The sequence below is a fragment of the Bdellovibrio sp. KM01 genome, assembly GCF_013752535.1.
Taxonomy (GTDB): domain Bacteria; phylum Bdellovibrionota; class Bdellovibrionia; order Bdellovibrionales; family Bdellovibrionaceae; genus Bdellovibrio.
Genome location: NZ_CP058348.1, coordinates 2,391,989 through 2,412,879 on the forward strand (window position 1 = coordinate 2,391,989; position 20,891 = coordinate 2,412,879).

18 protein-coding genes are annotated in these 20,891 nt (G+C 45.9%); 3 read left to right on the forward strand and 15 right to left on the reverse strand.

Translation table 11 applies throughout. The features are described 5' to 3' along the window. Positions 1-27: 27 nt before the first annotated feature. The 7 genes from HW988_RS11680 to HW988_RS11705 form a co-directional block, all read right to left on the reverse strand. Complete coding sequence (locus HW988_RS11680) at positions 28-1,398, reverse strand: MFS transporter (protein ID WP_255489967.1); 1,371 nt, start codon at positions 1,396-1,398, stop codon at positions 28-30. 177 nt (positions 1,399-1,575) lie between these two features. Beyond that, positions 1,576-3,264: a thioredoxin family protein gene (locus HW988_RS11685; RefSeq protein WP_181604437.1), complete on the reverse strand. Its 1,689-nt coding sequence runs from the start codon at positions 3,262-3,264 to the stop codon at positions 1,576-1,578. Positions 3,265-3,483: 219 nt separating this feature from the next. After that, positions 3,484-4,455 carry a deoxyhypusine synthase family protein gene (locus tag HW988_RS11690; protein WP_142700688.1) on the reverse strand — a complete coding sequence of 324 codons (972 nt, stop codon included), beginning with the start codon at positions 4,453-4,455 and terminating at the stop codon, positions 3,484-3,486. Positions 4,456-4,508: 53 nt separating this feature from the next. Continuing rightward, on the reverse strand, positions 4,509-5,561 hold the full coding sequence (locus tag HW988_RS11695) for a class I SAM-dependent methyltransferase (protein WP_181604438.1): 1,053 nt from the start codon (positions 5,559-5,561) through the stop codon (positions 4,509-4,511). Further along, positions 5,536-5,667: a hypothetical protein gene (locus tag HW988_RS19160; protein WP_255489968.1), complete on the reverse strand. Its 132-nt coding sequence runs from the start codon at positions 5,665-5,667 to the stop codon at positions 5,536-5,538. Before HW988_RS19160 ends, HW988_RS11695 begins: the two co-directional genes overlap by 26 nt. After that, positions 5,664-6,539: a ThiF family adenylyltransferase gene (locus HW988_RS11700; RefSeq protein ID WP_181604439.1), complete on the reverse strand. Its 876-nt coding sequence runs from the start codon at positions 6,537-6,539 to the stop codon at positions 5,664-5,666. Before HW988_RS11700 ends, HW988_RS19160 begins: the two co-directional genes overlap by 4 nt. A gap of 31 nt (positions 6,540-6,570) precedes the next feature. Next, positions 6,571-7,404 (reverse strand): TatD family hydrolase, encoded by an 834-nt coding sequence (locus HW988_RS11705; protein ID WP_181604440.1) that lies wholly within the window; start codon positions 7,402-7,404, stop codon positions 6,571-6,573. Between the two features lie 103 nt (positions 7,405-7,507). Here HW988_RS11705 and HW988_RS11710 point away from each other — a divergent pair, with 103 nt between their 5' ends. Further along, positions 7,508-8,566 (forward strand): hypothetical protein, encoded by a 1,059-nt coding sequence (locus tag HW988_RS11710; RefSeq protein ID WP_181604441.1) that lies wholly within the window; start codon positions 7,508-7,510, stop codon positions 8,564-8,566. 73 nt (positions 8,567-8,639) lie between these two features. Here HW988_RS11710 and HW988_RS11715 read toward each other — a convergent pair whose 3' ends face one another. Both HW988_RS11715 and HW988_RS11720 read right to left on the reverse strand, forming a co-directional pair. After that, on the reverse strand, positions 8,640-9,575 hold the full coding sequence (locus HW988_RS11715; RefSeq protein ID WP_181604442.1) for a hypothetical protein: 936 nt from the start codon (positions 9,573-9,575) through the stop codon (positions 8,640-8,642). A gap of 134 nt (positions 9,576-9,709) precedes the next feature. Next, positions 9,710-10,381 (reverse strand): DedA family protein, encoded by a 672-nt coding sequence (locus tag HW988_RS11720; protein WP_255489971.1) that lies wholly within the window; start codon positions 10,379-10,381, stop codon positions 9,710-9,712. A 96-nt stretch (positions 10,382-10,477) separates the two neighbouring features. On the opposite strand from HW988_RS11720, the gene HW988_RS11725 reads away from it, so the two are divergent. After that, positions 10,478-11,326 carry an RluA family pseudouridine synthase gene (locus HW988_RS11725; RefSeq protein ID WP_181604443.1) on the forward strand — a complete coding sequence of 283 codons (849 nt, stop codon included), beginning with the start codon at positions 10,478-10,480 and terminating at the stop codon, positions 11,324-11,326. A 54-nt stretch (positions 11,327-11,380) separates the two neighbouring features. Here the strand turns inward: HW988_RS11725 and HW988_RS11730 are convergent, their stop codons facing one another. Next, complete coding sequence (locus tag HW988_RS11730; RefSeq protein WP_181604444.1) at positions 11,381-12,307, reverse strand: hypothetical protein; 927 nt, start codon at positions 12,305-12,307, stop codon at positions 11,381-11,383. Between the two features lie 135 nt (positions 12,308-12,442). Here HW988_RS11730 and HW988_RS11735 point away from each other — a divergent pair, with 135 nt between their 5' ends. After that, complete coding sequence (locus HW988_RS11735) at positions 12,443-13,627, forward strand: endonuclease/exonuclease/phosphatase family protein (RefSeq protein ID WP_181604445.1); 1,185 nt, start codon at positions 12,443-12,445, stop codon at positions 13,625-13,627. 101 nt (positions 13,628-13,728) lie between these two features. On the opposite strand, the gene HW988_RS11740 is transcribed toward HW988_RS11735, so the two are convergent. From HW988_RS11740 to HW988_RS11760, 5 genes are read right to left on the reverse strand one after another with little or no spacing between them, the layout of a single operon-like run. Beyond that, a complete protein-coding gene (locus tag HW988_RS11740; protein ID WP_181604446.1) occupies positions 13,729-14,664 on the reverse strand; it encodes a hypothetical protein in 936 nt (311 codons plus the stop codon). A 52-nt stretch (positions 14,665-14,716) separates the two neighbouring features. Beyond that, positions 14,717-15,898: an RNA methyltransferase gene (locus tag HW988_RS11745; protein WP_181604447.1), complete on the reverse strand. Its 1,182-nt coding sequence runs from the start codon at positions 15,896-15,898 to the stop codon at positions 14,717-14,719. Between the two features lie 2 nt (positions 15,899-15,900). Next, complete coding sequence (locus HW988_RS11750; RefSeq protein ID WP_181604448.1) at positions 15,901-16,980, reverse strand: hypothetical protein; 1,080 nt, start codon at positions 16,978-16,980, stop codon at positions 15,901-15,903. 48 nt (positions 16,981-17,028) lie between these two features. Further along, positions 17,029-19,428 carry a hypothetical protein gene (locus tag HW988_RS11755; protein ID WP_181604449.1) on the reverse strand — a complete coding sequence of 800 codons (2,400 nt, stop codon included), beginning with the start codon at positions 19,426-19,428 and terminating at the stop codon, positions 17,029-17,031. Then, on the reverse strand, positions 19,418-20,734 hold the full coding sequence (locus HW988_RS11760; RefSeq protein ID WP_181604450.1) for a hypothetical protein: 1,317 nt from the start codon (positions 20,732-20,734) through the stop codon (positions 19,418-19,420). Before HW988_RS11760 ends, HW988_RS11755 begins: the two co-directional genes overlap by 11 nt. Positions 20,735-20,891 lie beyond the last annotated feature (157 nt).

Sequence of the window (20,891 nt, forward strand, 5' to 3'; positions counted from 1 at the left end):
AGCTTTGGAGAAAGTAAGTCCGTACCTTTATCTGTGCCACTTAATATTGGTTGGCTCTTTCACCATGATCATCCCGACAAAGAAGGTCAATACCGCCACCGCAATAGGGTAGATCAACCCCGCAACATGGTTGCCAGTTGCCGCCACCATCGCCGTCCCAATAAAGGGAACAAGACCACCGAAGACCCCATTTCCAATATGATATGGGAGTGACATCGACGTGTAGCGGATATTGGTGGGGAACATCTCGACCAAAAAAGCCGCAATGGGTCCGTACACCATCGTCACAAAGATCACCTGCACCCACACCAAGAAAACCAACATCGGAATATCAGGATTCGCAGGACTTACCAGGGGCTCCAAGGAGTTCCAGCCAGATCGATACTCCATAGCCTTGTAAATGGGAACATAGCTGGCCGCTGCAATTGCACATCCAGTCATGATGATTTTCTTGCGCCCGATCCTGTCAGACAACCAGCCAAAGAAAATAAAGAACGGAGTTCCCAAAAGCAACGCCATGGCGATAACTTTATTCGCTACTACAAAGTCGACCTTTAGAACTGTTTGCAGGAAATAAAGAGCATAAAACTGTCCCGTGTACCAGACCACTCCCTGCCCTGCGGTCGCACCAAACAAAGCAAGAATCACCAGTCGGCGGTTTTCTGGCTTCATGAAGCTGTCTCTTAAAGGACTGGTGGATGTTTTACCCTCTGCCTTCATTTGCAAAAAGACCGGAGACTCTTCCATTTTTCTACGGATCAAATAAGATGCAAAAACCAAAATCACAGAAAGTAAAAACGGAATACGCCAGCCCCAGGATTTGAATTCATCCTCGCCTAATCCCATACGTGTCGTTAAAATCACGCCCAAAGAAACAAAGAGTCCCAAAGTCGCCGTCGTCTGAATATAGCTAGTGTAATATCCACGTTTTCCATCGGGACTGTGCTCGGCCACATAAATTGCGGCGCCACCGTACTCGCCTCCCAGAGCAAGACCTTGAAGCAGACGAAGAATCAATAAAAGTAATGGAGCAAAGACGCCAATCGTTTCATAACCAGGCAACAAACCAATGGCTGTGGTCGCAAGCCCCATGAGCAGCAATGTCACCATGAAAGCATATTTACGACCGACCACATCCCCGATACGACCGAACACCAAAGCTCCGAAAGGACGAACAATGAAGCCCGTCGCGAATGTCGCCAGAGTGCCTAAAAGAGCGGCTGTTTCATGTCCCTTTGGGAAAAAGTGTGCAGAGATAATTGTCGCAAGACTTCCGAAAATATAAAAGTCATACCATTCGATCAGTGTTCCCGCGCTGGATGCTGCAATCACTTTCCAAATCTTGCTTTTTTCAGAAGACGGTGCCGATGCGTTCGCAGACATAGTGCCCGTGGCCATAGAATTTCCTCCGTAAGGAGGAAACTTTTACGGAGACTTCACAAACGTTCAAACAAATAACAATATATTTCCAAGGTTTAATCAGAAATGAAAAAAGGAAGTCATCCGGACTCCCTTCGTTCATTCCTATTCGCGGGCAAAGGGGTCACTTTGTCCGGGCATTTTTGGTGGAAAACCTTACAGTGATTTTTTCAGATCCTGCAAGCCTGTCACAACGGATTTATTGCTTTCAAGTTTCGCCTCTGGCATGGCAAGAGCTTTATTAATGACGTCCATTGCTTTCTCTTTTTGCTTAAGCTCTTTAAGAACATCCGCCAAAATTCTTTGATAGTACAAGGCCGAGTCCGACTTCATCACCGCTACTTTTTCTGCATAAGGCAGCGCTTGAGTAAATTGTTTCTCGCGCATGTGGAAACCCACCAATTTCATCAGGTAAACATCAGAGTCAGGATTGGCTTTCAATAGTTTCTCTAGCCATTCTTGAGCATCTTTTTTCATATTCGCTGCCTTAATATAGGGAAGAGCCACCAATACTTGACCGGGACGCTCCACGGATAAATCAAACGTAGCGACTTCTTTAGCCAAAACTGCTGCTGACTCTTCTGATTTTTTCGTCTCGTTCATTAGTTTATAAGTCTCGACCTGTTGCGATAGCAATTCTGCCTTTTCGAATCCCGTCATGTCGCCGAATTTATTGACGGCAAAGGTTTCTGCGCGAGCTTTTTCATTGCCCAAAAGGTTTTGAATCTCGGCAATATTTTCGGCCCCGATCTTTTTCACCTCAGCGGAGACTTCTTTACTTTCCCCCTTCATCAACTTCATCAAATCCGGGCGCCACTCAATCGCATCTATAGAGTGAGGGAAAATAGCGATCCATTTTTCAAAAGTCTTTTTGTAATCAGCCGCATTCTTTTTATCTTTATCAAAAGCACTCTCAGCGACTCTGATTTCACTGTTGGCCAGAAGCAGGCTTTGCTCACCTGTTGGCACAAGCCACTTAACCACGTCTTCAAATTTAAGAGCGGCGTAGGATTGATCAGCCAAAACTTTACGAGCATCCAGATCTCCCGCATCTGCTTTTTTGCGAAGTTCAGTTAGAGTTGCTTTGTTGGATGCCTGAAAGATTGCGATCTCTTTTGCAAGTACCGGAGCTGGTTTAAAATCCAAGATGCGAGTGAGTTCTTCACCTTTAGCATTCATCACGATCATTGTGGGAATGCCCTTAATGCCGTACTTTTTACTGATATCTTTCAAAGCGGGTTTATCGACATTCAAACTCAGTTTAATGAATTTTTCCGTCGCTTGAATAAACTCAGGTTCGCCAAAAGCCTCACTTTCCAGACGAATGCACGATGGACACCAAGGCGCATTAAAATCTACCAACAAAAGCTTCTTTTCTTTCGCTGCGAGCTTTAATGCCGCGTGAAAGCTGTCTTCGTAAAAACCGTGTTTGTTCTTTTTTAAAGGGGCTTCGACTACTTTAGCATCGCTTGCTGCTTTTGCTGCCACAGTCGCAGTCGCACCGGAAGGAGCCACCAATTTTCCATTGGTGATCTGAAACTTCTCTTCATGAGCTTCACACACAGTGTTTTTGTCATCACAAACATAGTAATTCACGGTGAAAGTTTTTTTCTGAGCTTTTGTGGCATCAAAAACAAACTCTTTCGCATCTTTCTTAACAGCATCAATGGACTCCTCGCCCATCACCAAAGCTGCAGGCGCATCTTTATTAAAGTGAAACCCATCATCAACAGAAGCCACAATCTGCGAACCCTTCAATTTCAAATGGGCCTTCCCATCAGATAGACGAGCAAACGAGAAAGAACAAACCACCAACAAAGATAAAGCTAAAACGATTGTTTTCATGGGAATATTAGAGTCCCGCCAAAGCCCCTTGTCCAGAAAAACCGCCGCCTAAACAAGTCACCGCCACTATGGCGGTAGTTTACTAAACCGCTATCATAGAAGTAATTTCCGCAGCGGTTCCGCAATGAGCTATTTGAACATTCTAAAAACACTCCACCAAAAAACAAAACCCCAGCCTTGTGAGCTGGGGTCTTGATTCATTCAGATTTTAAATCTTAATTACTGACCTAGAACATATGCGAAGATCAGTGGTGCAACGATAGTTGCATCTGATTCAACGATGTATGACGGTGTCGTTGGTGCCAATTTACCCCAAGTGATTTTCTCATTTGGAATCGCGCCAGAGTATGAACCGTAAGAAGTAGTCGAGTCAGAGATTTGCGCGAAGTAGCTCCACAATGGAATGTCTTCGTGACCCAAGTCTTGTTCAAGCATTGGAACGACGCAAATTGGGAAGTCACCGGCGATACCACCACCGATTTGGAAGAAGCCCACTGGAGCTTTTTTAGAAGCACCCATGTACCACTCTGCCCAAGTTTTCATGTATTCGATACCACCTTTAACAGTCGTCGATTTTTTGATGTCACCTTTGATGATGTGACCAGTGAAGATGTTACCCAAAGTAGAGTCTTCCCAACCTGGAACAACCATCGGAAGGTTCTTTTCAGCAGCAGCCAACAACCAAGAATTTTTTGGATCGATTTGGTAGTACTGTTCCAACTTTCCAGAAAGAAGGATTTTGTACATGAATTCGTGTGGGAAGTAGGACTCGCCTTTTTTATCAGCGTCTTGCCAGTATTCCAGTACAACATTTTCAATACGACGGATGGCTTCTTCTTCCGGGATGCAAGTGTCAGTTACGCGGTTCAAGTGACGTTCCAAAAGTTTTTGTTCGTCAGCTGGAGTTAGATCGCGGTAGTTCGGAATACGCTCGTAGTGATTGTGAGCTACCAAGTTGAATACGTCTTCTTCAAGGTTCGCACCTGTGCAAGAGATCGCGTGAACTTTACCTTGGCGGATCATTTCAGCCAAAGAAAGACCCAATTCAGCTGTAGACATTGCACCTGCAAGTGTCACAAGCATTTGGCCTTTGTTATCGATGTGTTTTTTGTAACCAACAGCAGCATCTTTCAATGCAGCAGCGTTAAAATGACGGTAGTTGTGTTCGATAAACTTAGAAATCGGTCCCATTACATGCTCCTGTTATGCGAAGAGGCGCAAAAGTAGCATGTTTAAGCAAAAACTCAAGCAGAGAATGGCTTTTGTGCAAGAACCGCTTTACTGAAAAATCCTGTGTCTTTTCGGAGATCTAAAAAGCCCACGTCTTTCAGTAAGTTCTCAACGGGATGCAGGCTATAGTTCTTGTAAAAAGGCTCGTGAAAGTCCTTGGGGAATTGCTCCAGGGCCCAATTGAGGTCCTTGGCTTCGTCCTTTTGCACAGAGTCGACCAGGCCGTAATAACCCCCAGGTTTTAAAACCCGCATGCCTTCTAAAACAGCAGCATCCCGAACATCTGCTGGGAGCTCGTGGAAAAGAAAGCAGGAATAGACGAAATCAAAGTGGCCTTCCTTAAAAGGCAGCTCTTCTGCCGCCCCCTGCACGAAATCAAGACCGCGGAAGTTTATCAGGTTTTTGCGGGCCTGTTTTAAATAGGGCTCACTTAAATCCAACACCGTGATGTGCGCCTTAGGGAAAGCAAGCTTCATAAACCGTGTGAGTCGCCCAGTGCCCGCTCCCACTTCCAAAAATCGCAATCCCGCCCCTTCGTTTAGGAAAACATCTTTGGCGAGGGGGATGATCAGGCGGCGCATGGCATCTGCGGCGCCGGCGAACAAAATTTCCACCTGATGTTCGTAAAGTTCCGCGGATTTTTCAGTCAGGTAACCGCCACTTTGATAGTGGAAGTTGCGCTGATAGTACTCGGGCAAATCCGCCAGATATTCGCGCGCTTCCTGATTGAATTCCTTGGCATCGTGTTCGTGACGGCGACGGGAAATATGGAAACCATCCACTAAAATTTTCGGATAGCGAAGAGCGTGCTTGGCCAGATTTTCGGGATACAAAACTTCCAGAGGATAAAGACCTTTATCGATATTATCGCTGTCTTTTTTCAGTAGTTTATAAAGTTCAGTATAGGATATTTTGATATTTTTGATTTCAACTGAAGGGCGGTCTTTAACGGACTGCCCGACCAGTCGTTCTAACAAAGGCAATGTGAACTGTTGTGCTGTGAAGTGCACAGAACGGGCTAACGAGTAGCCCAAGCGTAATTTACTTTTCAACTGTTTTCGCGCCATTGGTCACCTTCTTTTGTTGTGCCCAATGTCTTAATGTTAAACCCACCATTGCGAAGCCCGCAATAATCACCAAACCAACCATGGTAAACCACATAGCTACGATCATGCTTTTGCTCCTTGTAAATTCGCTGCCACAGAAGCTCTGACTTCATTCACAATGTGCGAAGCCATTACCAGACCAAAAGTCCCTGTGATGTAACTTGCCGATCCATAAATCATATTACGATTATCACATCCGTGGAAGTCATTCGTTTTCGGGCACACGCATTTAAAGCCCATGCCTTTATCGTAAGTCAATTCCTCGGGCATCATCACCGGTTCATCCGAGAACACGCAAGGAATTCCGAATTCTTTTTCCGGGAAATCGTATTTTTGACGAAGAATTTTACGCAACTGATGAGCTAAAGGACAGGTATGAGTCACGCCCAGGTCTTTTTTCTGAATACGCAGTGGATCCATTTTCGCAGCCGAACCCGCAGAGGTGATCACATGAATATTTTCTTTCACACACGTCGCCAGCAAATGCGCTTTCGCCGTCAAATTGTCGATTGCATCAATCAGGTAATCAGGTTTGATCGCAAGCATTCTGTCAGAATTTTCTGCATTATAGAATTCAGGGATCACAGTAACTTTCATTTGCGGGTTGATTTTGCGCAAGCGCTCGCCCATCACTTCGGCTTTTTTCTTACCGACCATGCCTTGAACGGCATGCAATTGACGATTGGTGTTTGTGATACAAACTTCATCGAAATCGATGATCGTGATGTGGCCTACACCCGAACGCGCCAAAGATTCAGCGGCCCAAGAACCCACTCCACCGATACCCACAACCATCACGTGTGTGTTCATCAACTTTTTCATCGTTGCATCGCCAACCAGGCGCCCCATGCGATCAAAGCGACGGTGCAGAACGTATTCCGTTTCTGGCGGTTGTTGTGGTTGAGTAGGATTTGTATTTTCGACGGTCGTTGTATCCATGCACCCTGCTAACGCACCGACCGAAAAAAGGTCAATGCAGACTGTCCTTGGGGTCGACCAGATGCACATCTGTCGAGCCAAAAAGACGGTGAAAATTCCCTGTAGTGATATCTAATATTTCCAAAGGATCAAGGGATTTTAGCTTCCCTATAGTCTTTGCCACCTCCCAAATGGATTCAGGTGGATTTAGCTGTCCTTTAAACGCCGGCGGAGCCTGATCCGGGCTGTCACTTTCGATCAATAAAAACTCCATAGGAATCTCTTTAACAGCCTGGTGGAGCTTTTGATTATCTTCGCGGCAAACAGGGCCCCCCACAGACAAGTGCAAACCTCGTTTTAGGAAATCCTGAGCCTTATGCGCACTCCCGTTAAAGGAATGAACCATGCCTTTTTGCGGAGGGAGTCCAAACAGATCCATGATCATCAAGCTTTCGTCATGGGCCTGTACGATGTGCAAAACCACGGGACGATTTCCGATGTGACTGATTTCCAGTTGTTCTTCAAAAGCGGTGATCTGGCGGTCCCTGGAGTCCTTCATGATATGCGGCCGGAAATCCAACCCGACTTCTCCAAGCCCCATGGCTTCAGGAAGTTCCTGGGCAAGTAAGTTTAAGGCCTCTTCCAATTCTTCATCGGAATGATCCGCCACCCAGTACGGATGAACTCCATAACAAAGACCGATGTGATGAGGAAAACGTGCCTTCAAGCGGCGTTGACGTTCCCAGTCTTCAGGCCCTACTCCCCCCTGCATAAAGAAATGAATGCCCTTCGCCTGAGCTGCTTCAATGATCTCCGCTTGCTTGCCATCCCAGCGAACATCAGCCAAATGTCCGTGAGCATCAATCCATCGTCCAAACGCAGTCATACCATCACTCCTACCTGGAAAAACCCCGACTTTAGGTTTGCATAGTTTCAGGACTCTAACAAGTTCTGTCTTGGACCGATACGGATGATGCGAAGGAGTGTGTATGAAGCACAAGGGTCTACGTTTGGGTTTTGATGTTTCTATGGCTAAGGGAGCGACATTGAAGCCGCTCAAGGTTCAATTTTGGAGCGATGAATCTGCTTTCCAAAAATTCAAACCACATGCACCGTTCAAGTATATGAGTGACGCCTTAGTGGGATTGTCACTTGTCAAATTAAACTCCTATATCAAATCTCCACTGACGACGAAGCACATGGACTATCCATTTGCTTTGGATGCTTGGAAAACATTGGATCCCCATGTGGAGATCTATGAACGCTCTCAAGAGCGCGTTCGCTCCCTGCAATCTCATATCGCCGTCGTTGATCCGCAGCTTTGCGCTCTGTTTGAAGAACACTTCAACGAGACATTCGACACAGCGATGACTCCGTCTGGCTTTGATCTGACAGCCATGGGGCCTTTGCTTGAAACCTTCGCCTGGTTTGAAAATAAAATGTCTTCTCCATTGCTTTACAATTTCGGTTTGAATTTTTCCAAACCGTTTATGGATAAGCTGCACACGCTATACTCCTTCCTTTATAATTTGCGCAGCCTGGTTGCGATCGATCACAATGCCCACGTGGCGGATGCTTCTCATGAAGCGGTGAAAGTCGACGCGGTAACGGACTATTTGCCACGCGTGGAATACGTGGTGAACGATGCTTTGCTTTACTGGAACTTTAAACGTTTTTCAGAGCCTTTCACGGGGCGTGGTACTCCTGATCAACGTGTTGAAAAGCTTTTCGCAAACCCAATGGAAAAAGCTTTCCAAAAGTATTCTCACAACGCTTGTCACTTGGTGCACAACTTACCGAAGTCTTTCATCTCGTCTCTGAATCCGGTAGAGCTGGAAGAAGCTTTCTATCTGGTGCAAATCGACTGGTTGCTGGGCTCCCCTGCAGGTTTGCTATTCAAGATCCGCGAAGAGATCTTTGCTTTGCAGAACGGTTACGAAAAAATCTTCTGGAAAGATATTGAGCCTAAAAGCCATAACAAACCGGTGGCTTTGCATTTGTCATGTGAAGTGACTGAAGAGTTAGTTCATGGAGTAAAGGCGGCTTAGGAGCCGGTTTGCGAAAATTGAAAATCGAAAATGGAAGTTATAGAAAAGGCGCCTTATGGGCGCCTTTGTTTTTTTATTTGGGTGGGATCGCTACGATACCGGAACGGTACTTTTCGATCTTGGTCCATTGTGGCGCTCCGCCAACAGCGAGTGGATTGAATTGGCCCTTTTCTAGATTGTCGATGGAATCTAGTCTGCGCATGCTGTGGGCTTCGATCACTTGACCAAAGCTGCCGGGGAATACGTGGTAGCCCGCATGGGCGACTCCGACAAAGAAGGCATTGTCGATGAAAGCTTGAGGCAATTCGATATCGAAATTAACCAATGTCGTTTTGTCGTCGACCTTTACGTTGTAGTAAACGTCTTTCTTCATCACTTGGTTGTATCTCATGCCGTGCATGCCCCACGCTGGATGATAGATAAATTGGCCCTGACTGTTACGAATACCTGAATCCCAGGACACTGGCTTGCCAGCCAGAATCATCGGATCTTCGGCATCCCATTCCCCATTCAAATCCGGACGAGGATTCCAATACAGAATCTTCCATCCCAATTTCTGCAAATGCTGAGTCAGCACCAAGCCATCTGTCCCGCGCGAGATCAGATTTTGATCAAGACGACTCCACAACGCAGACATCTGCGGATTTTGAGTGGCATCAAAGCCCTGCTTTAAACATTTACGAGTCAAGCCAATACAACTGATGCCTTCCAACTGATCGACGATGGAAGTCGGTGCTCCGACAGATTTAATCACTGCCAGACGCTTTTCACGTGTGTTCAAAGATGGATTGCGATCTCCATAGTATTTGGAAATACCGTACTTGTTAAAGAACGCGATATGGGTTTTGTAAGTTTCCTGAATGCATCGGCTTGCAACATCAACCACAGTTTGGTTGTGCTCAAGGTACATAGCTTTTTCCTGTGGCGTGACCACCAAGTCCGCCGGCTTTTCCTGGCTCCAGCCCAGGACTGGAGAAACGAGAATCAAAAGAGCACCCGTTAACGACATCGTACACCTCATGTTAATCATGCTTAGAAGTACAAAAAGCATTCCCTGACGAGATCTCATATACTGAATATCCCGACAATTAATATGTGTATAAATTAAGCAGACTTGTAAATTTTAGGAGCGAGGAAGCGCTCCTAGGCGGTTCTCTTTTTTTGGAGCATCTTTTCGCGAATCTTGCGGAACACGAAATAGATCAACAGCAAACCGATGATACCGAACACCACCAATTTGAACTGACGAAGCTTCATCAAGATAGGTTCACCGTAATGAGCTAACAAATAGATTTGAGTCGGTACACTGATGGCAGCGGCCAAGCCGTCGATCAACAAAAACTTCCACACCGGAAAGTGTAACATCCCACAAGCCAAGTGACCTGGAAAACGAATGCCCGGTGTGAAACGGAAAATCCCGCAGGCGTAAGCACCATATTTATGAGTCCACTCCTCCACTCGTTTCATCAAGTGAGGTGGAAACATTTTATGAACACGCGGATGATAAAGAAGCTTTCGCCCAAAAACTCTGCCAACTCCATATATGAGGAAGTCACTGAGAAAGACGGCAAAGAAAGCAATGACGGCAGCGGTATGAACGTTTACGACAGGAGCACCAGGAAAAGGCGGCGGAAAATGTTCTGGGTGAGATCCCATGAACGCCAGAATACCAACGCTAATCAGAGTCACTTCTTCAGGCAACGGCAAGCCAACTGCTGATAACAACATCATACCGACCAACGCGAAGTAGACCGTATAAGGTTGGTAAGCAAACTGCGACATCCACTGAAATATCGGCTCGTTGGCAAATTCCAAAAGTAATCTCCTAGGTCCCCTACTATGCAGGGAACTGTCCCACTTGAACACCCACGTCACACTGTGCTATGTTCACTTTCCGCTATAAGGAATAGTATGCAGAGCGAAAGAGGATTTGAATACGGTGTAAAACACATTATCAGCCCGATGTCCGGGTCGGTGCGTGATGTTTTATTAAGCATTCTTGAACTTAGCGCTGACCAAGTGGACTTTTTAATACACCTTGGCTCCATCTATCTCAACCATAGTCGCATTGCTAATAATGTTACGGTTTCGAATGGTGACTACTTACGAGTCCATACTAAGCCGCGAAGATTCCCAAAAGGTAACGTCGACTTCACAAAGCGTATTGTTTTTGAAAATGATCACTTCGTGGTGGTTAACAAGGTCTCGGGAATTCCCGTTCATGGCAGCGTCGATAACATCCAAGAAAATCTGCAATCCTACATGGAAGAAGTTTTAAAGCAGAAGTTGTATGTCACTCACCGCTTGGATGTTCCCACAAATGGTCTGATCGTTTATGCAAAAACTGTCGAATTCCAAACAGCCTTCAATAAATTATTGATCGCCCGAGAAATCAAAAAAATCTATCGCGCTAAAATCGAAGGCCACGCCCCGACACTGAAAATTCTGACTCATTATATGGAGCCATCCCCGCGCGCTCCGAAAGTAGTAAGTCACGAGCAAAAAGATAAATGGCAAGAATGTGTTCTGGAAATTTTGGAAGTAAAAGAACAAACCGCGCACACCGAATTAAGAATTCACCTGCACACCGGTCGAACTCATCAGATCCGCGCACAACTGGGATATGAAAAATCCCCAATCATCGGCGATCACGCCTATGGGGCGGAAAAAAGATGGGACGAGGAAAGAATCGAACTGACCGCCTGCGAGTTGCAATTTATCAATCCCATAACAGGCGAATCACATCACTTCACTATTTAAAACAGCGCAGAGCCAAAGAGGTTCTGCACTGCATTCCTAAAAGGGAACTGTTACCTACAGTACGTAGATATTTGTCATTAAAGAGTACTGTGTATTGAAAGGTTGCCAGATTTTCGTGTCTTCGCCTTTGTAGCTTCCCAACATTGAATCGTTACCTACGCCCAGCGTGAATGAAAATCCACGCGCTGGTTTAATCCACAAGCTTGCCCCCAAACGAAGTGCCGTCGTGTGATCACCATCCAAACCTTCTACGGCAGAGGAATGGTACCAGTTTTCTACGAAACCAGTTTTAGTCGTGATTTGGAAAATCGAATTGATGTAGTATTGAAACTGAACGTAGTGCTCAAGACCGAATTGTTTGTTTGTCTGACGAGGATCTGTCACGTACATGCCATCGTCAAATGTGGGAATAGATGTGTTGATGCTTGCTGTTTGGCTCTGCCAGTAAATATCTGGTTTTGCCACATAAGCGACAGACCAAGAGCGATTGAAGTTATAGTCAGCGTAACCTTCCAAACGGATTTTTGTGATCAAGCCATTCTCTTGAGAAACTTTGCTTGAAGGAAGGTAAGCTTTTACTTTACCGGAAAGATCGATATCACCGAAGTAACCCAAGTCATAGTTCGAGTAAACGAAATGGATGTCTTGCATTGAAAAGTTGGAAGTTTGCTTTTCACCGTACTCGTCCATGCCGGCCGTGTTGTAATTGAAGGGCAAGCGCAATGCTGCTTTTTGATCAGCACCCAATTTATAATTGATTGAGAAGTAATCGTAAGTATCAACTGAGCGCGCTTCAGATGTTGATTTACCCGGCTTCATGTTCGCTTGTGAAGCGATAGAAAAGAAAGTCAGTGACCAGTCGTTTGCACGACCACTTACTGAAGTTGCGGAAACGAAGTCGTCACCATCCAATACGGCTGCGAAAGAAGACGTCGAAACCAACAAACTTGCGATCAATAAACCGGTCGCTTTTCTTAACATTTTTCACTCCTAATTACGGATGCTTACGACAAAGACTTGGAAGTTATGCCATAGCGCCTTGCATTAAACAATAGTCAAAAATTAGACAGTCTTTTGACTTGAGCAGACGCGCAAGAACGCCTACTGTGAGTGCCTATGAAAAAGCACACATTCCTTAAGAACCTGATTCTGTCTCTGGTATTGGCCCTTGCAACGGGTTGTGCCGTCTCCTTCTCGAAAAAACACTGGGATCTTCCACCGAAAGCGGACAATGAGATCAGCGTTATGTCATTCAATGTCGAAAACTTGTTCGACACTGTAAAGACTCCAGGCCATGACGACGAAACATTCTTGCCCGCATATATGAAAAAAGGCGACGCAAAATTACGTACTGCTTGTGTCAAAAATAACGACAGTTCTTATCGCCAAAATGAGTGTCTGACGACGGACTGGAATCCAGATGCATTGGATACGAAACTTAATAACATCTCTAAAGTTGTTTTAGGCGTTGATAGCAACGGTCCCGACAACTTGATGCTGATCGAGATCGAAAGCGACGTTGTTCTTAAGCAATTAAATGAAAAATTGGCGGCAGCAAATTATATCACGCAGGTGATTATCGATGGACCTGACAAGCGCGGTATTAACGTCGCATTCTTGTCGCGCTTCCCTCTTGTCGGTAAGCCGGTGTTGCACCCGATCCCATGGAAGCCTGAAAATGAAAAAGATGGCGAGTGGATGGAACGTTCCCGTCGCATCCTGGAAGTAACTGTAAAGGCACCTAATGGCGATCCTATCACGTTCATGGTGGGTCACTTCCCTTCTCAAGCGAATCCTACTTACTGGCGTCAACAGATTGCTCAATTCACGGTGGAGTTAATCAAACAAAAAGGCCCGAATGCGATGGTCGTATTCGGTGGAGACTTGAATATCTCCGCCGAGGAAGAAGACAGAGTTCATATCTTCCGCGACATTCTGGCAAAAGGTGGCGCGGTTTCTCACTTTGTCGGTTGCAAAGACTGTCCGGGAACTCATAACTACCGCGGCAATTGGTCTTTCCTGGATGCGCAAGTTTACAGCCCAGCCCTTTTGGGTGATGGATCTGGTAGCTATCAAATGATGCCAAATACAATCGACGTGATTCGCTACAACCCGATTCATCTTAAAAAAGGTAAATACCCAAAACGTTGGGATTACGATGAGCAAAATGGTATTTCAGATCACTTCCCGCTTTATGTTCGTTTGAAACAAAGAAGTGAAGCGAAGGCTCCGGTGAAAGATGAAAAACCGGCAGCAACGGATAAGAAAAAAGCTCCTGCTAAAAAGAGCAAAAAGAAATAGCACCTGATGCTGAAAGTAAAAAAAGCCGCGTTTTAAACCGCGGCTTTTTTTATAACCCTGGTCAGTTGCCCGACCACCCTTGCATTTCGCTTTCTAAATTCCTAGTAAACCAGCAATCGACCGATATCAACCGTTGGACGGTGACCGCAAGTCGCAAGATCTTGCTTCCATTTGTTACCTACAGAAACTGAAGAGCTGTCGAAAGTAACACTGTTTTTGCGCTTGTCTGATTCGATCACACCGGCACCCACAAGCTCATTGCAACGGCCTTCAACTTTCACAGTCAAATCCTTTGCAGAAACCGCATATTGATCCTTACCCAAAACCATAGCCATGTCAGAATTAAGAATCGCAACAGCAGGTGCTGTCAAACTTGCGCGATCAATCTGCATTTTCATAATATAAGAAAACGACTCTTCTCTAACACCGCTCGCGGAAGAAGCTTTAAACTTACCGCTGGATTCAACTGCGAGACCCAATTTCGAAGGATCGTCTTTCAATGTAACCAGAACCATTTTGTAAGAATCCTCAAACACGTTCACATAGGTCTTTTTCAAATCCACCACATCAGCGAAAGATTTAACCGGCTGACCCAGAATCTCCACGCCAAATTCACCGTCTTCGGTGCTAGCAATAGTGACGTTGAAGGTTTTGTTCATTTTACTTTTGATGGCACCCAATCCGTTTGAATAGTTCAGATCTTCTTTCAAAGAAGTGATCTTTAACGTTGTGACACCTTTTTCATCAGTCGCTTTGTCGCTGATAGAGTACAAAGATTTTGCGACATCTGCGTGGCCCAAAGCCAATTGCGCAAGCTCCAATGCTTCAATTTGTTTTTCCATCATCACGGTTGAAGCCGCATAAGCTCCGATTTTCAAACCGGAAGAAGTGCCAACGTTGCCGCCTTTATTACCTTTTGGCTTACGGATTTTCGCCATAACCTCAGGAGTTCCAACTTGCTTGTCTTGTGGAGTACAAGCAGTCGTTAAAAGTGCGGATGAAATAAATAGAGCGGAAAGTACTTTTAGGCTTTTCATAAGGGCAGAATCTAACCTGATCGGTTCGATTCCGCCAGAGGCAAATCCTCTTTTACAGGGGTGTCAAAATCGTAAACAGACAGCGGATCCCGCCATTGTTGATTTTGAGCTCCTTTTCGATTTGGTAGCCATTAGGAGCCGGCTGAACTCTGTCCTTGTCCGGATACAGGATCCCAAGCTTCTGGGGCTTATATAAACGGCACAGTTCGGCCGCCAGGGTCTTTAGGCCCCCTTTGCCCGCAACCGGCAAACGCTCCCCATAGGGAGGGTTTACGACCATCCACAGTGGACCTCGTAAGTCCACACCTTGAAGGGCGTCCTGAACCCAGAATTTGTGTTCCTGAGATTTAAACTCGTACCGTTGATAGGCCTTTAACTGAGCTTCGACTTCGTTAAAGTTTTTAAGTCCGATTCCAGGCATCTCGGGATTGATGTCCATTCCCAAGACCGCTTTAAACGGCGCACGTGCGGGAATTTCATAATTCAAGGCAAAGCTTGGTGATAAGAAAAGCTTTGGGCATTTCTTCCACTGCTTAAAAGCATAGTCTCGTTGGAATTGACCTGACCACAACCCACGGGCCTCCGTCAGGAAAGTTCCAGAGCCCATCATTGGATCACACAGGGTCACCGAAGAAACTTCTGCAGGAGTTGCATCCCCGATCATTTCTCTTAAAAGTTCCGCAGCGATGGTTTCACGCATCGGAGCTTCACCTTTCAAAACCGACCACCCACGTTTGTGCAGATGTTCGCCGGTGGCATCCAGACTGATCGTGCACAGATCGTCTTCCATGCGGATGTAAATCGCAGCACAGGTGCTGTCGCCGTTTTGGCCTGCGAAAATTTCCTGCAGGGCTTTTTCAGCACTTTCCTGCAGACGCTTTTCATTGTTCAAACGACTTTTTTGCGCAGCCACTTCCCAGTCGACATTCGCGTGAGGAAGGTATTCCTTCCATGGGAGTGATTTAAATTTCTGATAAAATTTAGGCAGATCTTTGGTGCGAAACGAAGTCATTCTTAGCAACAAACGGTTTGCCGTTTTCAAAAAGAAATTTAACTGCAAAGCCTGAAACAGCTCCGTTTCAAACTCCAACCCACCCATCAGCACAGAAACTTCCGGGAATGGCAGAGAATGAGTTTTTGCATCTTTCCCTAAAAGATAGGGCCAGATCTCTTTCATTTCTTGAAGAGCGGTATTTTCGAAACCAAGAGGTGTGGAAATAAAAAAACGATTCACAGTTAGAATCTCCAATACGCATCAAACAAAACGTAATAACCATCCGTCGCCGAAAGCTTAAAGGAGGAAACATCCGTTGAATTGAGCGATAAACTGAAATGGAAGCGATCCCAAATCTTGACGTAAGTTAAATAACCACCGAGCGCTTTGGTTTCAAAGTTATAACTCGGCCCCAAAAGGATGCGATCCCAGTTATCACCAATAAACTCATAACCCGTTTGGAAAGATGTCGTACCAAGAGTTTTTACCGCAGTCACATCCGCTGCATTTGCAAAAGACATCGCGGCCACTGTGAACATCGTATGCGAGATCACGCTTTCTGAAGAAATCGAATCCCAGTACACCGTAAAATTGAGAGTGTTGGAATTATCACTCGGCACATGTGCCGTATTGGCGCCGATGGAAAATGTATTAGAATCAGAAGCAAACACACGGTATTTACCAGAGCCATTGTAAGCTCCGGCGATATCCCCGGGGATAATTGTTCCCACTGAAAGTTTATCGGTGATGCCATAATTGATCTGACCGTACCAACTCATGACATATTCATTTTCCCACAAGGTCTCGGCGGTCTCGCCGACCGACACACCCTGGGTGAACAAAGGTTTGTATTTCGCAGAAATATTTTTGCCACGACGTCTGATAATTAAGTCCGTCGTCCCTTTGTACTTGATATTATCCGAAGATAAATTGATATGATAAATCTGATCACCCAGTTGGATGAAATGCATGCGTGACTGACGTTGAAGCTCCGCTGTCACTTGAAACGTGCCGTCTTCGTTATTGGAAACACCGATGATTTCTAAAAACCCGATGATGCCGACGCCACTTTTTTGAGATTCAACGGCGACTGTCTCGCCCACGCGCCAATCATTAAAGGCTGTGGTTGCTTTGACGGTCTTATCATCCAGGATATGATCAATGCGGGCACTGGCATCTTGATTGGCGTAATAGGCCGGTTCTGAAGCAGGTTCGCGCATCACGATGGGAACTTCTTCGTCCATTGCAAGGGCGCTGGCCATCACCACCGGTGACACCAAAAACAACCCCAAGAATGCGACCCAAAACTTAGTCCCCAACATCCGGGAAACCTTAACTTAGTTTGGGGACGGGTTCAATTTCCGATGTGGCTATTTCTGGCTATTTTTAGCTTTATTTTGCATCACGGCGGCATCAGCTGCTTTTTTTTGCAGCTTCTTAGCGGCAGCTCTAAGCTGCATGTCCTTGATCGCTTTCATGGCGCGCATCAAATTCAGACGATCCGCTTCGTCCAACCAGATTTTTTGCGCTTGAAACCAGGCAATTTCCGCAGCCGAACCTTCTTTGCCATAGAACACCATATACGCAAAACCTTGGTTTAATAGCGTATCAAATGGAATATCTTTCTTCATTTCCTTAATATACGGCAGGAATCTTGGTGATGCCGCATACACCTCATCAAGCGAAAGTGTCTGATTGCGATTTCCATCGTAAATCAACATCACTGATTCCATATAATGAAGCACTGTCACCATCGTACGGATATTGGCAACTTCCACAAAACCTTGATCTTCTTTTGGCGACACATAGGCCAAATAGCGAAGAGTCGTATAGAACTCTTTCCACTGCTCTGGTTTTAGGTTCGCTACGAATTTTGCCATCTCCGGCAAATTATCAAAGTACTTACTGAAGTTCAGACGGAAGTTCGTTTGGAAACACTGCTCGTTCAGATAATAGAAACCCAAAGGATCCACGTCGTCCGCCAAAGACTTCCCGTTCGCTTTACCGCAACCCGCCAGAAGCATGTCGTTATAAACGGAACCTGACGAAGACAGACCGGCACTGAACAACAAGCTCACGAATTCAAAAGTTTCCCTTTGATTCATGTACGAGTCGCCATTACCGCTGAAAGTAAAGAAATTCGCTTCCTGGAAGCTACGCTCACCGGTATTTCCTGTGCGAGGATCAAAGGCTTTAAGATCGAACATCAACTCTTTAAAGTCTTCGTACCAAGTCACCAAACCGCTGGTTTGCATTGCAGCCTTGGTCAATTCGCCACTGGTGTTGCTGCCATAAGCTAAAAGCAAACCGCGAGACATGGTTCTCATCAAATTGGATGTCGTAAGACTTTTCCAAGTTGTCGTCGAAGCGTGAGCGTCGTTGAATTCCTCGATACGGCCTTTGGCATTATAGGAAATCAGCACGGCAGAATTTAAAAGATCTCCGTAGTCCTTCCAGGCATTTTCCAAAGCCATGTGCTCGTACGGATCCGTGGAAAGCCCCGCCTTGATATACCCAACAGCATTGAATTTCGCGTATTTTTCCAATAGATCATCTTTTGCAATCAAAGCATCCGCAGAACGTCCAGCGACCAGTTGTGAGTCGACGAAATTCTGCACCAGTCGCCACACATTGTATTCACGTCTAAGGGCCACGATATGTTTTTTCTCTAAGCCTAAAATACCGCGCGAGTCGCCATTACGACCTGGCTCAAGCAGGCGCAAGATCGCCGCACGATACAATGTTTGAATAGAAATCGGTCGGATTTTCGCGATCGCCTGGATTTGGGGTAGACCGAGGATCGTAGTGATCAAATTGTCGATGTCTTCCAAAGGAATCATGCCACGAGTGGTGATCTGAGGCGCACCCTCGATCAAGTCGATGGCTTGACCGATAAATTGACTCACCTCACGCACTTTAGGCTGCGTGCTCATGTCGAAATTATGAATGATATAGTGATATTTTAGAACCAAGCCATACAGATCAATCAGACTGTTCAAGCTGCCCTTCCACTGAGTGTAAGTCGCCAGCTGGGCTTCTTGACCCATCAGAACATTTTTGACCACTTCCACCACGGGCAACCACTGAGTCACGTTTTTGTCAGTGTCTTCGTCTTTAATAAATTCTTTGAAACCTTTAAGAGCGCGCTTGCCGTCTTCGAATGAATAGTCCGACCGAGATGTCTCCGTTTTTTCCAAAAGGCGCTGCAAGCCCACACGCAATTGCTCGACCGCTGCGGAAACCTGTTGCCAGTTTGCTTGATCAACGGGAACGCCTAACAGAAGCAACTTGATATGTGGAGCCAAATCCACAGCCTCATCGCGAACGATAGCGAGAACATCAATCAGACGTGTGATTTCTTCTTTGGTCAAATTGTTGCTGGAGCCACCCAAGATCGCTTTCTTGATTTTCATCAATTCCAAAGCGAATTCCGGCGTCACGACGTTTTCTTTTAAGAAGTATTTCGAGAAAAAGCGGCGCATTTCTTCGACCGTATAGGCGTTGCCCTGCGCCCCGTAGGTTTTCTTTTGGAAATACATCAAGGCCTGGCGCAGGCAATCGACGGAAGTACGGATTTCTTCTTTCTCGCCATCGCCGTTTGTTAAGCGTTTCAAAGTCTCGGGAACGCCTTGCAAACAAGCCAACTTTTCATTCGAGAAATGCAGTTCTTCCTCTTTGGTTTCCTGGCCATTGATAAAGTCACTGCAACCCACCGAAGAGATCATCAAAACTGATGCAAACAGTAAAGAGAACTTACGCTTAAAAGACATAAGCAGCTCCTAACATCAATCGGTCGTTATTGGCAAATTGAGCCAAGTCATTTTGATTGCTTTGCGATGTCGGCCCCGCTTTTAGCATCTGCATTTCACCAAAGAACGACCACAAGCCTGAAATACGCAAGCGCGCGTTCATGCGGAACAATTGAAAATCATTTTCGTCAGATTGAGTAAAGCTAACTTTCGTAATCAAGCGACGGGCTTTCCCCAATGAAAAACTGGTTAAAAGCGAAGCTTGGTTGGCGTGATAAAACGGATACAAATTCGTCAAAGGTTCGTTGGCGCGGTCTGCCCCCACCTCTGTCACTTGGCCACCGTGAATATCTAAACGCATCAAATTTACTGCCCACCAGCCATTGTCCCACTCAATGAAGGGGCTTACTAGCAATGCGTCTTCAAATACGGGTTGAGTCCAATCAGGATCTTCGAAAACTTTTTCTTTTGTCGGGCGGTCGAGAATTGTGCTTACACCCATACGCAAATGCTTCACTTTGTAAGTCACATCCGCACCGGTTAAGGAGTGATAGAAAACTTGCGGACGAAGCTCCACGTTACCCTTTAATGTGCTTAAATCCAGACTGCCCTGATAACCAATGGCCAGCGTGTTATCCGGCTTATAAATATAGCTTAGCTGTGCTTTAAATCCGTTGGGATCGCCCACGGCGATTTTCGCACCATAGGAGTTTTGCACGACTACTTCGGTCGTTGACGGCTGATTCATGTTGTATTGCATTTCAGTGGCTTCATCCCAGATACGCACGCTTTGAGGCGGCTGGTGAAACCAGGGATTTCCTCTGACAAAATCCCCGTCTTCGATTTCAAAACTGGGGCCTTGGCTGGGAATATAAATCGGAGATGCAAACAGTGTGAAATTGTAAGTCGGCCCCTCGGTTTGCCAGAAAATACCTGACAAGCCCTGACGATCAGGTGACAGCGGATTCCATTTAAATAGCGGCTCCCACACGCCTAAATCCCAGCGTGCATCGAGCTCACTCCACAGCATTTTCTTACGGCCGATATAAAATGTTTCGGTCTCACTTTGCTTGGTTTGTACATAGAGTTCAGAAATATTCAGGTAATTTAACAAGGGCGAGCCAATCGCCACACCGCCCGAGATATCCATGCGCAACGCGGAGTCAGAAAAGGGTTCTGTCTTGATCGCAGCGCCGACAAATTGGTAGTTGGTTTTCTGCGTAGCTTCAAATTCAGGGCTGATGAAGGAGTCGGAGAATAGCTTCATTTCTGTGCGGACTTGCGCCATAGCGAGACCTGGGAGTGCCAGCACTGCCCAAATAATCATCAAATGAAATATAGAAGCCCCTTTGGGGGGACACCTAAATAGCATAGTTCTCCCTATCTTCCCCTAACACATCAAAGGTTGTGCCCTGGTGAGGGGGAAATTAGGGGGTATTGCCGTGGAACGTTTTAAACAAGTGACCTTTTTGGGCGCCCTTGCT

Bases quoted from the DNA above. Each gene is read 5' to 3' on its own strand.
- HW988_RS11680 (WP_255489967.1), bottom strand. From the start codon at position 1,398: ATGGCCACGGGCACTATGTCTGCGAACGCATCGGCACCGTCTTCTGAA.
- HW988_RS11685 (WP_181604437.1), bottom strand. From the start codon at position 3,264: ATGAAAACAATCGTTTTAGCTTTATCTTTGTTGGTGGTTTGTTCTTTC.
- HW988_RS11690 (WP_142700688.1), bottom strand. From the start codon at position 4,455: ATGGGACCGATTTCTAAGTTTATCGAACACAACTACCGTCATTTTAAC.
- HW988_RS11695 (WP_181604438.1), bottom strand. From the start codon at position 5,561: ATGGCGCGAAAACAGTTGAAAAGTAAATTACGCTTGGGCTACTCGTTA.
- HW988_RS19160 (WP_255489968.1), bottom strand. From the start codon at position 5,667: ATGATCGTAGCTATGTGGTTTACCATGGTTGGTTTGGTGATTATTGCG.
- HW988_RS11700 (WP_181604439.1), bottom strand. From the start codon at position 6,539: ATGGATACAACGACCGTCGAAAATACAAATCCTACTCAACCACAACAA.
- HW988_RS11705 (WP_181604440.1), bottom strand. From the start codon at position 7,404: ATGACTGCGTTTGGACGATGGATTGATGCTCACGGACATTTGGCTGAT.
- HW988_RS11710 (WP_181604441.1), top strand. From the start codon at position 7,508: ATGAAGCACAAGGGTCTACGTTTGGGTTTTGATGTTTCTATGGCTAAG.
- HW988_RS11715 (WP_181604442.1), bottom strand. From the start codon at position 9,575: ATGTCGTTAACGGGTGCTCTTTTGATTCTCGTTTCTCCAGTCCTGGGC.
- HW988_RS11725 (WP_181604443.1), top strand. From the start codon at position 10,478: ATGCAGAGCGAAAGAGGATTTGAATACGGTGTAAAACACATTATCAGC.
- HW988_RS11730 (WP_181604444.1), bottom strand. From the start codon at position 12,307: ATGTTAAGAAAAGCGACCGGTTTATTGATCGCAAGTTTGTTGGTTTCG.
- HW988_RS11735 (WP_181604445.1), top strand. From the start codon at position 12,443: ATGAAAAAGCACACATTCCTTAAGAACCTGATTCTGTCTCTGGTATTG.
- HW988_RS11740 (WP_181604446.1), bottom strand. From the start codon at position 14,664: ATGAAAAGCCTAAAAGTACTTTCCGCTCTATTTATTTCATCCGCACTT.
- HW988_RS11750 (WP_181604448.1), bottom strand. From the start codon at position 16,980: ATGTTGGGGACTAAGTTTTGGGTCGCATTCTTGGGGTTGTTTTTGGTG.
- HW988_RS11755 (WP_181604449.1), bottom strand. From the start codon at position 19,428: ATGTCTTTTAAGCGTAAGTTCTCTTTACTGTTTGCATCAGTTTTGATG.
- HW988_RS11760 (WP_181604450.1), bottom strand. From the start codon at position 20,734: ATGATTATTTGGGCAGTGCTGGCACTCCCAGGTCTCGCTATGGCGCAA.